A 17,851-nucleotide genomic window follows, 5' to 3' on the forward strand; every position below is an offset into this window, starting at 1 on the left:
GTGACATACACCAAAACTACCACACCACAAACCTATTTACAGGACCCTACACTAGTTTGGCGATAGCTAGATCGAAGGTCTTATCTCCTGCCTTGAACACTCTCGTGGAGGGCGGTTCCAGTCGTCCATCTTCGCCCAATCGCCACGCTTTCAGTTGTGTGGTGTTTTCGGGATCTACGACGAATAGGCAAGATCGCACTCCCGTTTCTGGCCCTAGGCGGTTGCGTACAGTCTGCAGGACTGCCTTCTGCACAATTTCCATACTGTGGGCCAGAGCTTCTTTTCGCATGTCTTTGAGCGCTCCGGCAACCATAAACGTAGAGAGAGCCATCTCTTCGAGTAACGCCATGTAGCTTGCGTCCAGGCGTCGTAGCTTCTCCTCTTGTTCGTCGTTCAAAGCTTGTTTCTCTGATTTAAGGCGTTTCGTATAGGACTCCGATAGATCATTTTCTCTTTCGTTTCGAACAGCGGTGAGGAATCCGGCTACGGACGTTAAGACGACAGCCAGAGCTAGAAGTATCCACGTCCAAAAATTTTGGGCTGTAAAGATCGGACTAAGGAAAGCGCCGGCCAGCATGAAAAGGATCGTGGTAGCCCATTCTGGCGCTTTAGACAGTGTCTCGGCCCATTGAGGACTTTCGCGGACCACTACCTCGTCCTCGGCCCATTTCTCAGGTTCGTTGTCTAATGATTCTTCGCCTAGGTTCACGCCAGTCATATTAGCGAACAGGGCCAGCCCCCATCGACGAAGATACAAAACCCAATCGGGGAGGCCGGGGCGCGAGGTTCTTCGCCCCTTGATTCGTGCCCTGGGCGTGCACTCTGTGTGCGCTAATAAAAGGAACAACCTGAGACAACTTGGCACATCTTGACTGCTTTGGGCGTGAAAGAAACCCCCAGGCTAAACAGTGTTTAACCTGGGGTTTTAGTGGAGCCGCCTACGAGAATCGAACTCGTGACCTTTTCATTACGAGTGAAACGCTCTACCGACTGAGCTAAGGCGGCCTACACAAAAGATGCGACAACCAGCTTAACTCACAGCCACAGAAACCAGAAAACGGCTGGTTATGACGGTTGGGTTATTTCACGCCACATGCGCGACGGATCGCCCCGACCATGCCGTTGAAAGCAATGGTGGGGGTCACCGCCTGGTCGAGGTGGGTGCGGCATTTCGCTATCGCATCTTGGCATGCCACCAATCCTTCTACCGACACGCGTGCGCCAATCTCGCGCGCTAATCCTTCGAAGTCGGGGTGGGTCAGCCCAACACCTGCACCGGTCTTGACCACTAGCGCGTCACGGTATACACCGGCCAAGTCCACCAGCGCCAAGTCAAGTACATCACGTTTGCGCCGGGTGCTTCTGGCTTTTTGTCGCGACTCGAGCTCCTTTAAGGTACCGGCTGTTCCGCGCAGCGCCTTCGCTGCGCCTTTTCCCTTGGCCCCCATCCCCAAGGCCTGTTCAAGCTTTGCGCGTTCCTCAGCATCGGCCTCGGCGTGGGAGTCGATGGCTTCTTTGTCCACTGCCTTCAGAAGGCTACTGACGGCCTGGAAGGCCTGGTCGCCGTGGAAGATGAGCTCGGCCAGGTTGATCACTTGAGCGCGGCGCTGCTGCATGCTCGGCTCTTTGACCAAGGCGCGAGCACGGCCAACGTGGTGTAAGGAGGTTGCTGCTGCCAGCCGTGCGTCAGATTCGGTGGCACCTTCTTCTTCAGTGAGGAGGCGTACGATCTCTGCCGTCGAAGGAGCCGGAATATACAGGTGGCGGCAGCGCGAACGCAGTGTCTGTGAAAAGTCCTCCGGATCCGTCGACGGCGCACACATCACGATGACGGTCGACGCTGGCGGCTCCTCCACAGTTTTGAGCAGTGCGTCAGCTGCTTCGGGGGTGAGGCGGTCTGCATCCTCGATGATGATCACCCGCCACGGGGCGATCGTCGGCAAGCGTGCTGCTTGCGCTACCACCTCGTCGACTGTCTTCTTCGAAATGGAAAGCTCCTGGGGCACGATGTGGACGATGTCGGTGTGCGATCCGCCGAACGCGTCGCGGCAACCTTGGCATTGGCCACAGCCGGTCTCGTGCGCGTCGGTGCATACGAGCGCGGCGGCAAAGGCTACGGCGGTGGTGGAGCGGCCGGCGCCGGGAGGGCCGGTCAATAGCCAGGAGTGGGTCATGGCGCGGGTATCGATATCTGTCGTGCCGACGGAGGAGGCACCGACGGCGGAGGCACCGCCGGCGGGGGCACCGACGGAGGAGGCACCGTGCCCTGCTTTTGCACGGGCTGCAGCGGCGGCGGACAAGACGGTGTCGCGGACTTTGGGGCTGTCCGCGAGCCGTGCCGTAACGCTGCGAGTGATCACTCCACTACCCTACTTCATCTTGCGTGGGTACCACCAAGCACCAACTAAGTCCTGCCTTGGCCCCGCTTAGGCTGAATGAGCGATAGAGTAATACACCATGAATCGTTTGTGGCTCGCCCTGAAGTGGCTTATGAGCACCTCGTGGCCTTTGTACGCCGCAAACCTTTTGGTTACCAACCTTTTGGGTGCGGTTGCGATCATGTTGTTTGTGCGCTACCTCATCCCCATGCCGGAGGTGTTGACGTTTGCGTCGGAAGCCTCGAGCTTGACGACGATCGGCATTGTGTACGTAATTTTTGCCGTGCTGGTGGGCATTATTGCCACCTTGTTTATGCTGCGTCCGGTGTTTGACTGGCAACGTCACCCTGATGATCATGACCCGAATATGGTGCGCAACCTGGTGATGCGGGTGCCGGTGATGCAGACACTTGTGGTGGTGATCGTGTGGGTGATTGGCATAGTCATCGCGGTGGTTGCAGCGGGCCAGGTCAGTTCACGCTTTGCTGTAGTTGTTGGCTTTTCGACGGCGCTTGCGTGTCTTGTTGTGGCACTGTTGACGTACCTGCAGGCTGAGCGGTTGGTGCGCCCGGTGGCAGCTGCGGCGTTGGCACGCCGGTTTGAGGATTCCACCCTGGAGCCACCAATTAAATACCGCCTGTATATGACGTGGCTAACAACGTCGGCGGTGCCTCTGATCGGTATTGTTTTGCTGTTGTGGGCCCAGCATGCTGGCTATTTCACTGGTAATGCCGGCGAGTTGATGCCTGCGATTGTGGCGTTGGCGGGTGCGGCGCTGGTCACTGGTTTTGTTGGTATGGCCTTTGCCATTTCATCTGTGGTGGACCCGATCCACGAGCTGCATCAAGCGATCAATCGGGTGCGCCGCGGTGAGAATGATACCCAGGTGGATATTTACGACGGTTCTGAGCTGGGTGTGCTCCAGGCTGGGTTCAACGAGATGATGCGTGGCTTGAGTGAACGCAAGCGTGTCCGTGACATCTTTGGCCGTTACGTGGGCGCCGAAGTAGCCCAGCGCGCACTAGCAGAGAAACCTGAGCTTGGTGGTGAAGACCGCAAAGTGGCCGTGCTCTTTATTGACGTGATCGGGTCGACCACCTTCGCTGTGAACCACACTCCCGAAGAAGTTGTGGAGGCCCTCAACGAGTTCTTCGAGATCGTGGTGGAGGTTGTGCACCGCAACCGTGGCGTGATTAATAAATTCCAGGGTGATGCGGCACTCGCTGTGTTTGGTGCTCCTGCGAACCTGAACGACGCCACCTCCCATGCTTTGCAGGCCGCCCGTGAGCTGCGCACTGAGCTGCGTGGCCTGGAGCTGCAGGCTGGTATCGGTGTGGCAGCCGGCCATGTGGTTGCCGGCCACATTGGGGGCCACGACCGTTTCGAGTACACCGTGATCGGCGATGCCGTGAACTCAGCGGCACGCCTTACGGACATGGCTAAAGACACTCCTGGCCGCGTGCTCACTAATGCCGCCACTTTGCGTGGTGCTAATGAGGCGGAAAAGGCCCGCTGGACGCTGATGAAGTCGATCGAGCTGCGCGGCCGCCACAAGATGACGCAGCTGGCCCGCCCGGTGCGCTCGACAATGGCCGACCGCTACTAGACCCCGTCCCGGGCCCTGGCTGATCAGCCCATCTGCGCTGAGAGTGGAAATAGCCGGTGCAGCGGATGTGGGAAGTACCCGGCTGCCGTTCCGGTGATGCCAACTATCACACCTTATCTGAAATTATCTGGCCGTATCTAAAAAACTGAATACGGCCACATATTTTCAGATAAATCGGTGTAAATCGGCAGGAATGCAGGGAGGCTCTTCTCACATGGGCTCTTCTAGCATTGACCTAGCTCTCCGGTGTTGTCCCGTGTTCCATCCTGCTGATATACGCCGCCATTCCTGGGACTGTAAACTGGACTATCCCATGTTCAGGGGCGAAAATTAGCCCTTTATCAGTCAGATTTTTTCGGTTATTACTCAGCGAGCCAATGGTTGCTCCAAGGTGGTCGGCGATATCGCGGGTGGCAATTTGTTCGGTTCCTAATTCTGCCATTGCTACGAGAAATCGCTTCTCACCTGGTGTTGCTCTCTCCCATCGGTTAGGAAAGAACCCAGCATCCAAGGCTTCTGTCCCCTCTGCAACCGCAAGTTCTGCGTCTTTTAATGTAAAAGGCGAACTCGGCGCAACATTCCAGATCGCTTTTCCATATTCCTGGAGGAAGTACGGGTAATTCAGGGCGGTGCTCACCAGTTCATTTACCGCTTCCGGCCGGTAGGAAACATTTTGCAAGCGCGCTGGCTCTTCCAAAGCTGCAGCTGCGGCGAGGTCAGATTAGGGGGCCAATCTTGCGGTACTCAAAGAGCCGTTCCGCATAAGACTGAGATTCTGCGAGTTTCTGAGGTAGCGTCGGCAAGCCCGCCCCAAACACGTAAAAAGGCAAACCCTTCTGCCCGGCTTGGTGTTGCGCTGTGATGATCGCTGCCATGAGTTCAGAATCTAAGTCCTGCATTTCATCAATAAAGAAGGCAATTGCTTTCCCATCCTTACGGGCAGATTCGGCAACTCCCAGCACGAGCTCTTCCAAGTCCATGCCGATGTCACCCGAATCCGACACCCCTTTTTGGGCTGGCACATCAAGGGCGACATCAACACCTCCAACATGCAGGGCAAAAGAGGAAATCACTGGTAACGCTTCCCGGAAATGCGCCCACTTCTTACGCAGTGATACTTTGCGGGCGCATAAGGCCAATTCACGAGCCAACCGTGCACGCACACGGTTCTTCCCGGCGTTATCAGCGCTTGCCTCGAACTGCACGATCAGCCAGTCGGCTTGTTCTGCCCGGGCGGCCATTTCATTAAGCAAGACTGTCTTGCCTACTCCGCGTAGTCCCGACAAAATGACGCCCCGGTTGTGCATACCAAGCTCGGCTCGCGTAATGATGGAATCGATGAGGTCAAGTTCTGCTTCACGCCCTGTCAAAGCGGGTGGGCGCAACCCCGCGCCTGGGAAATATGGGTTGAGCGTCTGATCCATGTAGCCCGCCATATCCGGTTTATCTGAAAATATCTGGCCGTATCTAAAAAACTGAATACGGCTAGATAATTATGGATAAATCGCTCACTTCCTCACTGCGTAAGGCCATCCACCAGCAACATCGCCCCAACACTAGTTGCCCCCAGGGTCACGCCTTCGAGCATGCCGATCCAGAAGTTGTGCTGCTTATCTTTCAGCAGAGTGTTGCGCACTAAGCGCAGCCCCTCACCTGCCAGCATCAGGTTCGCCCCGTGCCCAATGCCACCCTCAGCGGTGGTGCTGTGGCGGAAGCGTTCATCGTCGGCAAGCGCGGCGGTGGCCACGGCAGCGGATCCTCCCAGTGCTACAGCCGGAATCAGCTTCCGATTCTTCCAGGCTGCCAGCCCCACACCCGCTGCAACCAGTACGCCACCGAGGGCAGCGTCGCGTGCGTTGACAGCAGCACGCTTATCGACGAGGCGCGTGATCCATCCTGCGTGCTCGCCCACAACAGCAGCAACGCCGAGCCCAGAAGACTGCGTCGGCACGCGCACCTGCTCATAGGCCGCGACGCCCCCAGAGAATGCACCGGCGGCCAGGGCTGCCTTTTGCCCGGTGCGTAACGACGAGCGCAACGGCTGACCAGCTAGCAGGGGCAGAATAACTGGCTCGAGTACCCGCAAAGCGGTCTGCTTATCAAAGACGCGCAGCCAGCAGGCAATCTCACTGACGGTGAGGTACGCGAGGCGCTCAGGACGCTTCAGAGCTTTCTTCACTGACTGTGTCAGCGCTTCCATCCCCTGGGCGGTGCGCTGGACACACTGACCGGTTCCGAGTTCTGCTGGCATGGTGTCCTACTTTCTCCGTGAGCCCGCCTTCACCACACGCTTGGTGGTCTGCGGAGGCTTCTTTACGGTTTTCTTCGTGGCCTTCTTGGCCACCTTCGTGGCCTTCTTGGCCACCTTCGTGGCCTTCTTGGTCGCCTTCTTGGCCTTCTTGGCCACCTTCTTCGCCGGTGCCCCACCTTCTTCGGCCATGCGGGCGCGCCGAGCTGACAGCAGCTCGTTGGCGCGCTGGTCAGTCATGGTCTCCGGGGTGTCGCCACGCTGCAGTGATGCGTTGGTTTCACCGTCGGTGACATAAGCGCCGAAGCGGCCATCCTTCACACTCATGGGTCTGCCGGACACGTCGTTGTCGCCCAACATTTTCAGCGGCGGTTTCGCAGCTTGGCGGCCACGGCGCTTCGGCTCCGCGTAAATGCGGCGGGCTTCCTCCAGCGTGATCTCAAAGATCTGCTCCTCGCTGGCCAGCGAACGGGAATCGTTGCCCTTCTTCAGATACGGGCCATAGCGACCATTCTGAGCAGTAATCATTTCACCGTCGGCTGGGTCCTCACCAACCTCGCGCGGCAGGCTGAGCAGCTTGAGTGCTTCCTCCAAGGTCACGCTCGCTGATTCCATCGAGCTAAATAGCGACGCCGTCTTAGGTTTGAGCTTCTCATCAACATACTCGGCGATGCGCTTTTCTTTCTGCTTGGCAGCAGTCTTGGTTTCCCAGTTCTTCGCCCGCATGCCGTCGGCAGCACGCTGCTCGTCTTCAGCCTTGCGTTCTTGGGCAACAATGTCTTCTGCCTCAGCTTCGGCTTTTTCGCGCTCGTCGTCACGCACAACCTCGGTGACGTACGGGCCGTAGCGGCCTTCGCGCGCCACCACCATGCGGCCGTTGTCAGGGTTTTCACCCAACTCGCGGCCAGACTGAGGGGTGGCAAACAGCTTCTCAGCCATCTCGAGGGTGACCTCGTCAGGCGTTGCTGATTCCGGCAGGTTCGCGCGCTGATATTCCGGCTCACCCTCATCTGTCACCCCGACCTGGCGCTCCAGGTACGGCCCATAGCGGCCCACACGCACATTAATGGCGCGGCCGTGCGCGTCGTCGAAAAGCTTCAAAGAGTTCACCGCGCGCGCATCGATGGACTCAAGGTTGGTCTCAATCAAAGATTTCAGGCCACCGCGACGCGCCACGGATTCGGCCGTGGATTCGTCAGCTTCGGCATCGCCAAAGTAGAAGCCGTTGAGCCATTCGGTGCGATCTTCATTGCCCGCGGCAATCTCATCCAGCTCGTCTTCCATGGAAGAGGTGAAGTCATAGTCAACCAGGGCGTCAAAGTTTTCTTCCAGCAGGCCCACCACCGAGAATGCGACCCAACTTGGCACCAGGGCGTTGCCGCGGACAAAGACATAGCCACGGTCCTGGATGGTCTTGATGATCGACGCATACGTCGACGGGCGACCAATCCCTAAGTCCTCCATCTTCTTCACCAGGCTGGCCTCGGTATAACGGGCCGGTGGATTGGTGGAGTGCCCGTCGGCGGTGATCTTCTGCGCAATCAACGCATCACCCTTGGCCAGCTGCGGCAGGTGCGATTCCTTCGCATCCTGAGAATCCGAGTAGGCACGCAACCAACCCGGGAACGTAATTGTGCGGCCGGTCGCACTGAACTCGGCGTGCTCGCCGGTGGTGGCGGTACCGGAGATGGTCACCTTCATCGAAGTCCCCTTCGCATCCGCCATCTGGGAGGCCACGGTACGCTGCCAGATCAGCTCATAAAGCTTGAACTCCTCAGCATCAAGCTGGCCCGCCAGCTGGCCAGGGGTGGCAAAACGCTCGCCCGCCGGGCGGATCGCCTCGTGGGCTTCCTGCGAGTTTTTCACCTTCCGGTCATAAGTGCGTGGACTGGGCGAGACGTAGTTGTCGCCATACAGCTCGGTGGCGGCGCGTCGTGCAGCGCTCAACCCCTGCTTGGACAGCGAGGTCGAGTCTGTACGCATATACGTAATGTGGCCATTTTCATAGAGTCGCTGCGCAATCCGCATGGTGCGCGCCGAGGTGAAATGCAGCTTACGGCCGGCCTCCTGTTGCAGCGTCGACGTCATAAACGGAGCGTATGGGCGGCGGGTGTAGGGTTTTTCCTCCACCGAGTCCACGCTCATATCGGCCTTGTCTAAGGCCTCAGCCAGTCTTTCCGCCGCTTGCTTATCGACGACATATACTTCGCTGCTCTTGAGCTGGCCACGGTCGTCGAAATCGCGTCCTTGGGCAATGCGCTTGCCGTCAACGGCTGAGAGCTTAGCATCGAAGGTCGACGTTGCAGGCTCCGTCGACGGGGCCTGCGACGTCGATACTGTGAGGTCCCAGTACTCTGCGGAGATAAACGCCATGCGCTCACGTTCGCGTTCCACGATCACGCGCGTGGCAACGGACTGCACACGTCCCGCAGACAAACGTGGCATGACCTTCTTCCACAGCACCGGGGAGACTTCGTAGCCGTAGAGCCGGTCTAAGATGCGGCGGGTCTCTTGGGCGTCGACAAGATCTGTGTCGAGCTCACGGGTGTTCTCTGCGGCTTCTTGGATGGCGGACTTGGTGATCTCGTTAAACACCATGCGCTCGACCGGTACTTTCGGCTTGAGCGTTTCCAGCAAGTGCCAGGCGATGGCCTCGCCCTCGCGGTCCGGGTCTGTTGCCAGCAGCAGTTTGTCGGCCTGTTTCAGCTTGGCGCGCAGGTCAGCGACTTTCTTCTTTTTATCCGGGCTAACCACGTAGATAGGCTCGAAGTCTTTCTCGGGGTTCACGCCGAGCTTGGCCCACGGTTGCTTTTTGTATTTGTCCGGAATGTCAGCTGCACGCCCGGGCAGGTCACGAATGTGCCCCACGGAGGCTTCGACAAGGTAGTCGTCGCCCAAGTAGTTCTGGATCTTCTTCGCCTTAGTCTGCGACTCGACGATGACCAGGGTCTTACCTGATCCGCTTCCATCCGCCACGGTGTGTGTACCTCAATTCGTTAGGTGCAAGCCTGTGTGTCTTACTGGCATAGTGCCTTACCATATTCAAACTTTATGCAGAATGTCACAATTCGGCTTACACCATGTAAATATTTATCTGCCGGGAAACCTAGCACATTTGTTCGCCGGCGGGGGGATTAATTAATACGGTGCCTATCTTTTTGACCTTAACACTGCTCGCGTTTGCCCATCATTTATCTCCGAGCGAAGCACGAAAACAGAACTTCCAATAGAGTTTCTTACAGGTTTGAAAAAAGGTAGGTAGCAGTGGCTGATTCCATCGTTTTGTGGCTCGAACAACTCATGACGATGCCCATTTTCTACCCTTTGGTCACCCTGTTGATCATCCTGGATGCCCTTGCCCCCATCGTGCCTTCAGAGACGGTGTTGAACTTGGCTGGCGCATTTTCGGGTTCTCAAGGTGTGCCAAACGTGTGGCTCCTAATCGCGTTCTCTCTGCTTGGTGCCGTGATCGGCGACAATATTTGTTATCTCATGGGAACCCGTCTTGTCACCTTTGTGGACAGACTTGACCCAGAGTCCAAAGCTGGACAATCGGTGACCTGGGTACGGCGCAATATGCGCAGACGTGCGGGCGTGACCATTATCGTGGCCCGGTTCCTCCCCTGGGCCCGCTGGGTGGCCACCATCATCTTGGGCTCAGTGCGTTACCCGTGGCCGGTGTTTTTTATCTACGACACCCTGGGCGCTACTTTGTGGGCGTTCCAGACAGTGTTGATTGGCTATCTTGGTGGCTCTTTGTTCCAAGAAAACCCACTGCTTGGCATGATCGTTGGTGTCATCTTAGGTACCGCGGTGGGTGCGCTGATTCAGAAGTCCCAGGAACGGGTTTTTGAGTGGGTCGACGAACGTCGCGGCTATTCCCGGTTGTAGCGCTTAACGACGTTTATTAGCACTAGAAATTTGCAGCAATGATGAAGGGCTCGACGAGGTCATGGCCTTCCGCAACCCCGATTTTCTTGCCCAACTCCACAATTTCGGGGACGGGAGTGACAGTCACTTCTTTGGCCCCTGCGGTGTGGAACACGTCGGTGTAGTCGTCGACGGTGCGCGCTAGCGCGAGGGGTAATTGGTCAACAACGTCGGGGCTATAGAATCTTGCAAAGGCCCCGGTGCCTTCGCCAGTAGAGTTCTTTTCTATCGTTTTCATCCCGTGCGGAAAATGCAGCGCGTCGATAATGACAATCTTGCCCTGGGGGTTCAGAATTTCTTTCCAATGGCGCACAGCTTTCAGCGGGTCTGACAACGTCCACATCACATACCGGTTGATCACCAGGTCGAAAGTGCCAAACCGGTTACAATTGGTGGTTGCGTCCCCAATCTCGAACCGTGGGCCCGCACCTTGAGCTGCCGCAATGCGAAGCATCCCTTGCGAGGTATCGATACCGGTGGTGTCCCAGCCCAGCGAGTGAACAAGGTGTGCTAAGTAGCCGGTGCCAGTACCAACGTCTAAAGCCTGTCCTGGTGTTTCAGGCAAAATTCGGCGCAAGTATTTCACCCAGATTTCGCGTTCCGCTTCGGCGCGCTCTTTGCGTGTTTGGTCGGCGTGATATGTCTGGGCTCGTTGATCCCAGTATTGGTCGAGCTTGTTTTGCACCATGTCCATTGCCCATCCTTTCTGGTTGTTGCCAAAGTTGACTGCGCCTATGGAAAAGCACCCGCGAGATGATCCCGCGGGTGCTCGTCGTTAAGCGCAATGTGCAGCGTTTCTTACAAAGCAGTGACCTGCTGTGCCTGTGGGCCCTTGGCGCCCTCGCCGATCTCGAACTCGACCTTCTGGTTTTCTTCGAGGGTGCGGAAGCCCGAACCCTGAATTTCGGAGTAGTGGACGAAGACGTCAGAGGAGCCGTCGTCCGGTGCGATGAAGCCGAAGCCTTTTTCAGCGTTGAACCATTTGACTGTTCCGGTAGCCATTGTGTAGACCTTTCCTTGGTTGCCGGTAGTGTTACGCCGTTGACGTTTTATCAACAACGGGTCTTTCCGAATCACCAGGTCTAGCAATTAAACCTGGTGCCCGCGGATAAAGTTCCTTCGCGAGCACCTTGTGGGCGCGCACAGAATCTGCGACCACCCTCAGTGTGCCACGAAATCATAAGTTTTGACAGGGTAAGAGCAATAATTATTAGCTTATTAGAGGTTTGGCTACACCCTAAAAGGTGGAGGATGGATGTCTACTAGCTTCGGCCACGAGATCATCGGCGAGATTCAGCGACGTTTCCCCAGCTCAACGATCACGCACGCCGCAACCTCGGCGCCGGTGGCCGCGCGCTACGGCCAGTGGCCTGCCTGGGTGCACCCGGGGCTTCGGAAAGTGCTTAACGACGAGGGCGTGGACCGTTTATTCGTGCACCAAATGCAGTGTGCTGAGGCCGCATGGGCGGGCAACGATGTGGTCATAGCGACGAGGACCTCATCGGGCAAATCGCTGGGGTATCTGTTGCCGGTGTTAAGCACACTCGCCGCTGACCCAACCGCGTGTGCGCTGTATCTGACTCCCACGAAGGCGTTGGGCTCGGACCAGCTGCATTCCGTGCAAAGGTTGGTGCGCGAGGTTGAGGATTTAGGTGGCGTGCACCCCGCCCCGTATGACGGCGATACCCCCACGGAGGCCCGGGCCGGGATCCGTGAGACCACCCGTTTTGTGTTTTCAAACCCGGATATGGTGCACGCCAGCATGTTGGCGGCGCACCCACGGTGGGCCAGGGTGCTACGCCATCTGAAGTATGTGGTGGTGGACGAGTGCCACACCTACCGTGGCGTGTTCGGCGCTAACGTGGCCCTGGTGCTACGTCGGCTGCTGCGGATTGCCAAGCTGTACGGTGCGGATCCGGTAGTGGTGCTGGCATCTGCCACTGTGGCGGATCCGGCTGGCCAGGCCTCGCGACTGATTGGGCGCGACGTTGTTGCGGTCACGGAGGACACAGCCCCACAAGGCGAGCGCACCATTGCGTTGTGGGAGCCCGGCTTCATCGAGGGCGCTGAGGGGGAAAACGGTGCGCCCGTGCGCCGAGCGGCTACCACTGAGGCTGCTGAGATCATGGCCGTGCTGGTCGCCGAGGGGTTGCGCACACTCACGTTTGTGCGTTCTCGGCGTGCGGCAGAGATCGTCGCTATGCGCGCTGCCGAAGAGCTGGTGGTTGCTGGGCGTGCGGACTTCGCTTCCCGCGTCGCGTCCTACCGTGCCGGATACTTGGCAGAGGACCGCCGCGAACTGGAGCGCAAGCTGGACGAGGGGGAGCTGGTGGGGGTGGCCACCACGAATGCGTTGGAGTTAGGCATTGATGTGGGCGGGTTGGATGCTGTGGTGATGGCCGGTTTCCCTGGTACTGTGGCCTCGTTTACTCAGCAGGCCGGGCGTGCGGGGAGGCGGGGCCAGGGTTCGGTGGTGGTGATGGTTGCCCGCGATGAGCCGATGGATACCTATCTGGTCAATCATCCTGAGGCGTTGTTGGGGCGCCCTGTGGAGAATTCTGTATTTAACCCCACTAATCCCTATGTGTTGTGGGGGCATATGTATTGCGCTGCGGTGGAGGCCCCGCTAACGCAGGCCGATATCGAGGCGTTTGGGGCCCAGGACGTGGTTGATGATCTTTCCGCGCGCGGTTTTCTGCGCAGGCGGCCGCACGGTTGGTTTGCGGTGCCCCAGCTTGAAGGCGATGTCACCCCGGAGTCCGCGCACTCGGCGGTGTCTTTACGTGGTGGGTCTGGCGAGGAGGTGATGATCGTCGACATCTCCGACGGGCGCTTGTTGGGCACCATCGATTCTGCGCGCGCCGGTGCCCAGGTGCACGAGGGCGCGGTGTACATCCACCAGGGCGAACACTACGTGATTGAAGAACTTGATCTTGAGGGTTATATCGCTTTGGCTAAGCCTGAGGCTGTCGATTACTCCACCCAGGCACGCTCGACCACCACTATCCGGATTGTGCCGGGTGAGCTTGACGACGAGCACCTGGTCAACTACTCCCCTGGCCTGTGGGTGGCAAATGTGGATGTGGAGGTGACCGACCGTGTTACCGGCTATGTGGTGCGCCTTGCCGACGGCACCGTCAGTGACCACATCCCTCTTGATCTGCCGGAACAAACCTTGATTACCCGCGCGGTGGCCTACACCATCGACCCACAAGCACTGGAGGCCATGGGCATTTCCGCAGGCGAAATTCCGGGTGCCCTCCATGCTGCGGAGCACGCCGCGATCGGGATGCTTCCATTGCTGGCTACCTGTGACCGTTGGGATATTGGTGGTGTGTCAACCGCGTTGCACCAAGACACGATGTTGCCCACTGTGTTTGTCTATGACGGCCACCCTGGTGGTGCGGGTTTTGCTGATGAGGGTTTTGCCCGCTTTCACGAGTGGATCACCGCCACGTTTGAGGCCGTACAGGCTTGCGGGTGCGAGTCCGGCTGCCCGTCGTGTGTGCAATCACCGAAGTGTGGCACCGGCAACCAGCCCTTAGACAAAGCTGCAGCGTTGAAGCTGCTGGGTGCTCTGGTGACGATGACGGCGTAGATTGGCCTGCCTCCAACCGATCATCAGCAAACACAGACAACCGACCCTCCTACTGCTTGTTCCACTGCTCCACAAACCGGTACGGATCAGTCACATCAAGCCCATCAACCAACGGCAACGACAACGCCCACTTCATCGTCCTCTCCGCAATAACACCATCCACAATCGTCCACAACGACTTGGGAACGTAGTTCTGCACGCCAAACTCAGCGGTCATATGCACATACTCAACACCCTGAGATATCACCCGCTGGACCTCAAACTCAGGATCGTCCTCTAATACCGAGAAATCACAATCCGTAAAATCCATCTCGGGCAAGAAACTCGGCTCAAACGACACCTCCGACGGCACACCGACCACCCTCTATCTCCACACACTTTCAGCCATGAGATTACCCTGAAGCAGGAGACATTCAAGAGCAACGGCTTATAGCTTCTCGATGATCAGGAATGTGGACACCAGCGTCACCCCGGCTGATGGCCGGGTCGATGAAATCGGCGCTTGCATCCCTCCGGGTTTACCGGGCACCCAGGCCGGAGGATAGCCAGGAAGCGGGCCGAAGAGGATTACTCCTCAATTAGCAGCTCATCAAATATCAATGCTCTTCGCATATATTTCTTTCACGGCCTGACTAACCGGAGAGTCGTCAGCAAAAGCCAGCTCAGATATGAATCGGGCACCACGCTCAGAAAGATTTCGGCCGTAATATTCGTCCAACTCTAGTGCTCTACGGACACGAGTCGCCGCCTCATATTCGGGTGACTTCACCGGCGCGGATTCGACAACATGCCGAACATATGGCTGCAACGTGGCGGCTACTTCCTGCCAGTCCGGACAAATGAAACCCTCAAGGTGTTTAGGCAGACGCAAGCGCTCGGCGGGGATACCAACAAAGCACACATTAGTAAGCTGACATTCAGTAAGATCAACCTGAACACACTGGGTGTGGTCAGTATTCTCTACGAAAACAACGTTGCTGATGGAACCTGTAATGCGAGAATCGGTAATCACAAGGGAAGACGACGTGGGCAACGTACTTCCAACGATATGAACATCGATAAGAGTACTACCACTAATTGTGTTGAGATCCCTAGCGCGAAGCAGCACGGCAGGATAAGTCAGCGTGGAATTAAATAACCTAATCTTGTCCCATGTCGTTCCAACAGATACGGGCTGCTCGATAATACAGTCACGGAAATCAACGTGGTAACCGGTGCAGTCCACAAACCGTGGTTGGGTAAAGACACACCCCTGAAACCTTAACGCATCAAAATCTTGGCCTTCAAAAGTATGGTTTTCATAATGCTCAGCATCAATAACACCCTGCACTTTGACGCCCATCACACAACCTCCTTCAGGTCCATCACTCTTCTCGATCCTTGCCTCTGCCTCACAACCCCCTCACAAAACGACGCTTCCCCATCACACCATGTCAGGCATGTATGAAGCCGGTTTAGGCCTGTGCTTCCATCCACTCAACGAACGAGCCAAACGGTCCTTCAAAATAATCCTGGTCAGTAAAATCATACGAACCAAACTCCACCGTACCGTCATCCTTCAAGTGATACACAGCATAACTAAATCCGTCAGAGTGCCCCACCGGAAACCACCGTTCAGGGTCAAAACCTAAAACCTCCAGTGTTTCCTGGAACGATTTATAGCCTGTATCAATGTTGTAAAACTCCCTCGGCGGATACACGGGGGAAAACAACACGAATCCCGGCGCAATAAAGTCACAAAAGTGATCGAAAAACTCTCTATACTCACCAGGAACCCAACTCGGCACATTACGCATAGCCCCATCAACATCAGCCTTAGGCAAAACATGCCGCGTCAATTCCACGCCCTCAGAATTGGCAAACACACTGTCATCAATCACAAATAATCCTCCGCTCTCGTAGGTTAGCCCGGGTTTTTCATGGTGGTGGTTGAAAATACCGGGTAGATCCGTCATCTCTCACAAACCCAGCCCGCAACACCACTGGAGCGGTCTGGGTTTGTGAGAGATGACGGATCTACCCGGGTCTTTAAAAAGTTATCTCACCTTCCGGCTTACTAATCTCGGAAGGAATTGACTCACCCAGCTGACAACACCGGAACTGTTCAAGCCACAAATCCAACAAAGCCAAAGAAAAGGTTTCCCATGGAACATGCGGGAATTGTCGTTCTTCAGAAGACGCAGGTCGTACTCCCACTCCACCTACCCACATTTTAATACTCCAACTCGAAGTATCATATCCACCATTTATCCCTGATACCCCACCGCTGTTGAGATCCTCAAAATCCGGCACAAACCTTGCGATGCGCGGCTGATACACCACCGAGTCTCCTAAAACCGCAATTTTCTCAGGATCAAACGGAATACTGATTTTCCCTGCCCGCCTAAAGGGACCTCCCGCAACAAAACCGGACCTATCCAGAATAAAAGGAGGAACAATCCAATCAGATTCAACGACATCCACATCTTCCAACCCCAAAACTAAAGCGGACTGGGTTTGTGAGAGGGCATGATGTACCCAAGGAGGTTACACCATGGCTATCAGCCCTTATGATCAGGAAACCCGCGAGCGTGCAGTGAGGATGTACTTCGATATCCTTTCCGATGGGGTGCCATCGAAGGCGGCCGCGATTCGTGATGTCGAAGCCAAAACAGGAATCAAGGCATCCACTCTGCGTAACTGGACACGCAAGGCCGAACACGACAATGAAGAAGCGATAGAGGTCAGCGAGGCCGATAAAGATGCCGAGTTGAAGAAGCTGCGCAAAGAAAACGCCCAGCTGAAAGAAGCTAACGAGATCTTGAAGCTGGCATCAGCTTTTTTCGCCCAGGCGGAGTGCGAGCGCAAACTAAAGTGATTGTGGAGTTTCTCCACCGTCATCGGCACCTGTATTCCATCGAGCGGATGAGACAGGTGCTTAATGAGCATGAATACAACATTTGTCCTGCAACCTACTACCGGTATCGTGACCGTGGCTTCGGTCCGACTCACGCCGATCTTGAAGACGCCTATGCCGCCAACAGGTTGTATGACCTGTGGAAAAAGAACAGGCGCGTCTACGGCAGACGCAAACTGTGGCATGCCGCCAGACGCTCAGGCTGGGATATCGGGCGTGACCAGGTGCAACGGTTGATGAACATTGTGGGAATCACGGGTGTGCTGCGTAAAAAGACCCGGTGCACGACTGTGCGCAACAACGGCGATCCACGTTTCGCAGACCGGATTAAACGCGCGTGGAAGGATGCCACACACCCGAACCAGTGGTGGGTGGCGGACTTCACTTATGTCTACACCTCCCAGGGCTGGGTGTATGCCAGCTTCGTTGAGGATGTCTACACCCGCGAAATCTTGGGTGTTGTGGTCGATAGCATCCGGGATAATACCCTGGTCACACGTGCCTTAGAACAGGCACTGGCGATACGAAAACGCCAGGATCCGTCCTTCCAGTCCGCTGGGGTCATCCACCATTCTGACGCAGGTTCTCAATACACCTCGAGTGATCTGCGAGAACTTCTGCTCCGTCACGGGATGGACGGTTCGATCGGTACCGTTGGTGATGCATACGATAATGGGCTAATGGAGTCAGCTATCGGGCTTTACAAGTCTGAAATGATTGATTTTGATGCTGCGACCTGGCGAAACATTCAGGATGTAGAAACCTCTACCATCGACTGGGTCCACTGGTACAATACGCACAGGTTGCATTCGTCGATCGGGAATATCCCACCAGCCGAGAAATACACCAACCACTTTCAACTATCAGCCCTCGAGGCTGCCTAACACGCCTCTCTCAAAAACCCAGGCCGATTCAAAACTACTAGATTACGAGCAGTTTGAGGAACCGCAACCAAAGGCCCCGCACCATGAAAAAATGTCTTCTTATACAGATGCACTTCCAATTTCCCACCAGAAGTCGGCATAGCCAACCTAGTACCGTCCGTCGGACGAATAGCCTTAAAATCAGGCCCGAAACGCATAAAATACGTCATCCTATCCTCCCACCAGTACCAATGCCACTGACTCCAAAACCAGCACGGCCACTCCGGCTACAGCAGTAGAACAATCACCGTACATGTCAGTATGACAGCCAC

16 protein-coding genes and 1 tRNA gene are annotated in these 17,851 nt (G+C 56.5%); 4 read left to right on the top strand and 13 right to left on the bottom strand.

What is annotated here, in order from left to right:
* Positions 1-46: 46 nt before the first annotated feature.
* The 3 genes from CKV99_RS11075 to CKV99_RS11085 all read right to left on the bottom strand — a co-directional run bounded on the left by CKV99_RS11075 (position 47) and on the right by CKV99_RS11085 (position 2,360).
* On the bottom strand, positions 47-709 hold the full coding sequence (locus CKV99_RS11075) for a hypothetical protein (RefSeq protein WP_143063494.1): 663 nt from the start codon (positions 707-709) through the stop codon (positions 47-49).
* A 220-nt stretch (positions 710-929) separates the two neighbouring features.
* Positions 930-1,005 (bottom strand) — tRNA-Thr (locus CKV99_RS11080).
* A gap of 74 nt (positions 1,006-1,079) precedes the next feature.
* Positions 1,080-2,360, bottom strand: a complete 1,281-nt coding sequence (locus tag CKV99_RS11085) for a DNA polymerase III subunit delta' (protein ID WP_092261042.1) — start codon at positions 2,358-2,360, stop codon at positions 1,080-1,082.
* A gap of 97 nt (positions 2,361-2,457) precedes the next feature.
* Between CKV99_RS11085 and CKV99_RS11090 the strand changes: the two genes are divergently transcribed.
* A complete protein-coding gene (locus tag CKV99_RS11090; protein WP_092261044.1) occupies positions 2,458-3,984 on the top strand; it encodes an adenylate/guanylate cyclase domain-containing protein in 1,527 nt (508 codons plus the stop codon).
* A 235-nt stretch (positions 3,985-4,219) separates the two neighbouring features.
* Here the strand turns inward: CKV99_RS11090 and CKV99_RS14580 are convergent, their stop codons facing one another.
* The 4 genes from CKV99_RS14580 to topA form a co-directional block, all read right to left on the bottom strand.
* Complete coding sequence (locus tag CKV99_RS14580; protein ID WP_197697185.1) at positions 4,220-4,663, bottom strand: hypothetical protein; 444 nt, start codon at positions 4,661-4,663, stop codon at positions 4,220-4,222.
* Positions 4,664-4,700: 37 nt separating this feature from the next.
* Positions 4,701-5,408 (bottom strand): ATP-binding protein, encoded by a 708-nt coding sequence (locus tag CKV99_RS14585; protein WP_197697186.1) that lies wholly within the window; start codon positions 5,406-5,408, stop codon positions 4,701-4,703.
* A 92-nt stretch (positions 5,409-5,500) separates the two neighbouring features.
* Positions 5,501-6,235, bottom strand: a complete 735-nt coding sequence (locus CKV99_RS11100) for a hypothetical protein (protein ID WP_231910023.1) — start codon at positions 6,233-6,235, stop codon at positions 5,501-5,503.
* 6 nt (positions 6,236-6,241) lie between these two features.
* Positions 6,242-9,208: a type I DNA topoisomerase gene (gene topA / locus CKV99_RS11105; RefSeq protein WP_092261046.1), complete on the bottom strand. Its 2,967-nt coding sequence runs from the start codon at positions 9,206-9,208 to the stop codon at positions 6,242-6,244.
* Between the two features lie 288 nt (positions 9,209-9,496).
* Here topA and CKV99_RS11110 point away from each other — a divergent pair, with 288 nt between their 5' ends.
* The gene (locus tag CKV99_RS11110) at positions 9,497-10,123 is read left to right on the top strand and encodes a DedA family protein (protein ID WP_092261048.1); all 627 of its coding nucleotides are present in this window, start codon (positions 9,497-9,499) and stop codon (positions 10,121-10,123) included.
* A 22-nt stretch (positions 10,124-10,145) separates the two neighbouring features.
* Here the strand turns inward: CKV99_RS11110 and CKV99_RS11115 are convergent, their stop codons facing one another.
* Together CKV99_RS11115 and CKV99_RS11120 are read right to left on the bottom strand one after the other, a co-directional pair.
* Positions 10,146-10,850 carry a class I SAM-dependent methyltransferase gene (locus CKV99_RS11115; RefSeq protein ID WP_157728447.1) on the bottom strand — a complete coding sequence of 235 codons (705 nt, stop codon included), beginning with the start codon at positions 10,848-10,850 and terminating at the stop codon, positions 10,146-10,148.
* A gap of 110 nt (positions 10,851-10,960) precedes the next feature.
* On the bottom strand, positions 10,961-11,164 hold the full coding sequence (locus tag CKV99_RS11120) for a cold-shock protein (RefSeq protein ID WP_018581751.1): 204 nt from the start codon (positions 11,162-11,164) through the stop codon (positions 10,961-10,963).
* Between the two features lie 253 nt (positions 11,165-11,417).
* Between CKV99_RS11120 and CKV99_RS11125 the strand changes: the two genes are divergently transcribed.
* Positions 11,418-13,760, top strand: coding sequence for a DEAD/DEAH box helicase (locus CKV99_RS11125; RefSeq protein WP_092261052.1), 2,343 nt, complete (start codon positions 11,418-11,420; stop codon positions 13,758-13,760).
* A 49-nt stretch (positions 13,761-13,809) separates the two neighbouring features.
* On the opposite strand, the gene CKV99_RS11130 is transcribed toward CKV99_RS11125, so the two are convergent.
* The 4 genes from CKV99_RS11130 to CKV99_RS14345 form a co-directional block, all read right to left on the bottom strand.
* A complete protein-coding gene (locus CKV99_RS11130) occupies positions 13,810-14,112 on the bottom strand; it encodes a hypothetical protein (protein ID WP_143063495.1) in 303 nt (100 codons plus the stop codon).
* A 237-nt stretch (positions 14,113-14,349) separates the two neighbouring features.
* On the bottom strand, positions 14,350-15,105 hold the full coding sequence (locus tag CKV99_RS11135) for a hypothetical protein (protein ID WP_143063496.1): 756 nt from the start codon (positions 15,103-15,105) through the stop codon (positions 14,350-14,352).
* A gap of 109 nt (positions 15,106-15,214) precedes the next feature.
* Entirely contained in the window at positions 15,215-15,640 is a 426-nt protein-coding gene (locus CKV99_RS11140) for a hypothetical protein (RefSeq protein ID WP_092261057.1), read from the bottom strand.
* A gap of 148 nt (positions 15,641-15,788) precedes the next feature.
* The gene (locus tag CKV99_RS14345) at positions 15,789-16,223 is read right to left on the bottom strand and encodes a hypothetical protein (RefSeq protein ID WP_143063497.1); all 435 of its coding nucleotides are present in this window, start codon (positions 16,221-16,223) and stop codon (positions 15,789-15,791) included.
* Between the two features lie 70 nt (positions 16,224-16,293).
* Between CKV99_RS14345 and CKV99_RS11145 the strand changes: the two genes are divergently transcribed.
* Positions 16,294-17,540 (top strand): IS3 family transposase gene (locus tag CKV99_RS11145; protein ID WP_095114748.1). Its coding sequence is split into 2 segments (ribosomal slippage): positions 16,294-16,576 and positions 16,576-17,540, totalling 1,248 coding nucleotides; the frame shifts between segments, so codons are not numbered across the junction.
* Positions 17,541-17,851 lie beyond the last annotated feature (311 nt).

The organism is Corynebacterium cystitidis (assembly GCF_900187295.1).
Taxonomy (GTDB): domain Bacteria; phylum Actinomycetota; class Actinomycetes; order Mycobacteriales; family Mycobacteriaceae; genus Corynebacterium; species Corynebacterium cystitidis.

Excerpts from the sequence above, each read along its gene's own strand:
- CKV99_RS11090 (WP_092261044.1), top strand. The coding sequence starts at position 2,458 with ATGAATCGTTTGTGGCTCGCCCTGAAGTGGCTTATGAGCACCTCGTGG.
- CKV99_RS14585 (WP_197697186.1), bottom strand. The coding sequence starts at position 5,408 with ATGGATCAGACGCTCAACCCATATTTCCCAGGCGCGGGGTTGCGCCCA.
- CKV99_RS11100 (WP_231910023.1), bottom strand. The coding sequence starts at position 6,235 with ATGCCAGCAGAACTCGGAACCGGTCAGTGTGTCCAGCGCACCGCCCAG.
- CKV99_RS11115 (WP_157728447.1), bottom strand. The coding sequence starts at position 10,850 with ATGGTGCAAAACAAGCTCGACCAATACTGGGATCAACGAGCCCAGACA.
- CKV99_RS11120 (WP_018581751.1), bottom strand. The coding sequence starts at position 11,164 with ATGGCTACCGGAACAGTCAAATGGTTCAACGCTGAAAAAGGCTTCGGC.
- CKV99_RS11125 (WP_092261052.1), top strand. The coding sequence starts at position 11,418 with ATGTCTACTAGCTTCGGCCACGAGATCATCGGCGAGATTCAGCGACGT.